Origin of the sequence: Mesorhizobium sp. M0437 (assembly GCF_040321335.1) — a bacterium.
In the GTDB taxonomy this organism is placed as follows: Bacteria; Pseudomonadota; Alphaproteobacteria; order Rhizobiales; family Rhizobiaceae; genus Mesorhizobium.
Genome location: NZ_JAMYRK010000203.1, coordinates 1 through 1,383 on the forward strand (window position 1 = coordinate 1; position 1,383 = coordinate 1,383).

Annotated in this window: 1 protein-coding gene and 1 pseudogene; one reads left to right on the forward strand and one right to left on the reverse strand. The window is 59.7% G+C overall.

Features of this window, described 5'->3' with window-relative positions; translation table 11 throughout:
• Positions 1-297: 297 nt before the first annotated feature.
• A pseudogene (locus tag NKI72_RS34975) lies at positions 298-636 on the forward strand (IS6 family transposase); the annotation flags it as partial.
• Positions 637-906: 270 nt separating this feature from the next.
• On the opposite strand, the gene NKI72_RS34980 reads toward NKI72_RS34975, so the two are convergent.
• Positions 907-1,383: group II intron maturase-specific domain-containing protein (locus NKI72_RS34980; RefSeq protein ID WP_352852248.1), on the reverse strand; the 477-nt coding region annotated here is incomplete at its 5' end.

Below are 1,383 nucleotides of genomic sequence, written 5' to 3' on the forward strand. Positions count from 1 at the left end.
ACTGGACCTCGTGTCGCTTGGCAGTTAACCGTAAGAATGCAGTCGTTTCTGTCAGGATTGGCACTTAATTTGAGAACCTGGAAGTTAGGATTCTCAAATTAAATGCCATCGCATTATCGTGAAGGCCGTGCTTCCTTTGAGTTTCACACGCACCTTCGGCAAATGCGATGCCGGCAAGTTGCTGGCGCTGATTCTCGTTTAAGTTCCAATGGCCTGGCATGATTATCGGTTCCGTCGCAAACTCTCCGTCAAGACCGCATGAGGCATGAAGGCTCTTCAATTGCCGAGGAGCTTGTCATGTTCAAGGGCGGTCATTTCGACCAGTCGGTGATCCTGCTGTGCGTACGCTGGTATCTTGCCTACACTCTCAGCCTGCGCGATCTGGAAGAGATGATGGCCGAACGCGGCTTGAGTGTCGATCATTCCACAGTGCATCGCTGGGTCGTCCGCTTCTCGCCGCAACTGCTGGAGCGCTTCAACCGGCGCAAGCGGACCGTCACCGGCAAGTGGCATGTCGATGAGACCTACATCAAGGTTCGCGGTCGCTGGATGTATCTTTACCGTGCCATCGACAGCGTCGGCGACACGGTCGAGTACGTCGTCAGCGAACACCGCGCCCTGGTGGCGGCCAAACGCGAAACGGCGGGCCGCAGAAAAGCGCGATGGGCCGAATGACCAATGCGCGCCCTGTCAAAACAGCGCCGGAACAGGCGAACGGCTTCATCTGTCAAACGGCGATGCGATCCGGCCGGCCATGCCGCGCAAGCGCCTTGCGCAAGAAGCGGTGCCAGGCAGCGCATTCACCGGACCGAGCTCGCGCTTCAACGCACTGAAGAAATGCTGGCCGAAAATCTCGCGCTGTGCAGCAGGATACGCCGCCCCCCATGTATTAGAAAGTGATGGACACTATGGAACCCCACGGGATGGCGGCCGATATTTTGACATCGGAAGTTGCCAATGCGCGTTCCAACGCTTGGCCGCGTGGTCCGGCATGCCGCGCGCAATCCGCTCGCGGTAAATGACCGAACCCCGCTTCCAGTGCTTGAGCTGTATGGCCCGCAGGCGGTGGCGAACCCGCCGTCGAGGTCGGCGAACACGCTCGGGGTCGGCAAGCCGGAAGTAAGCCTTCCAGCCGACGAGATAGACCCTGAGCGGCTTGCATATTTGCGCGAGGCTGCGACCGGCATTGCGCCGGGTCAGCATGCGCACCTTCTCCTTCATGCGTCCGATGGCCTGTGGCGCTACCCGTCGCCGGATGTTCCGTCCCCCGGCGACCCAGAACGGGAAGCCGAGGAACTTCGATGCCGTGGCGCGCTCCACCTTGCTCTTGGTCTGATTGACCCGCAGCTTCAGCTTGGCAAGCAGCTTGCGCAGGGATTGCAT